Here is a 376-nt window from a genome sequence, read left to right as displayed (position 1 = left end):
GGCCGAGACGGTGCACAACGCGTCGAAGTACTCGGCCAGCCAGGTGAGCGTGAGCGGCGGCAGCTCGATGGGGAGCAACATCGCCGGGGGCATCGGCGCGGCGTTGAGCCTGGCGACGCCGCAGCATGGCAACGCCAGCAGCGACACGCGCTCGGGCGTGGCGGCGGGCACGGTGATCGTGCGCGACGGCGCGGTGCAGGGTGACCTCAGCCGCGACCAGACCTCGTTGGAGGGCAACGGTATCCGCAACACCTTCGATGCGCAGAAGGTGGCGGAGCGGCAGGAGCTGGGGAGTGTGGCCGGGCAGGTGGGGATGCGGGCGGCGGGCGATATCGCCAGCTATATGCAGCACCAGGCGCTTAATCAGGGCGATGAA

At 69.7% G+C, this 376-nt stretch carries 1 protein-coding gene; it reads left to right on the top strand.

All coding sequences use genetic code 11. From position 1 onward, the window contains the following. Positions 1 to 172 precede the first annotated feature (172 nt). A partial coding sequence (locus ACH65_RS20905; RefSeq protein WP_237561572.1) for a hypothetical protein occupies positions 173 to 376 on the top strand: 204 nt, incomplete at its 3' end.

This window comes from Frateuria defendens (assembly GCF_001182895.1).
In the GTDB taxonomy this organism is placed as follows: Bacteria; Pseudomonadota; Gammaproteobacteria; order Xanthomonadales; family Rhodanobacteraceae; genus Frateuria_B; species Frateuria_B defendens.
The sequence above is the reverse complement of the archived record's forward strand: the minus strand, read 5'-3'. Positions and strand labels throughout refer to the sequence as shown.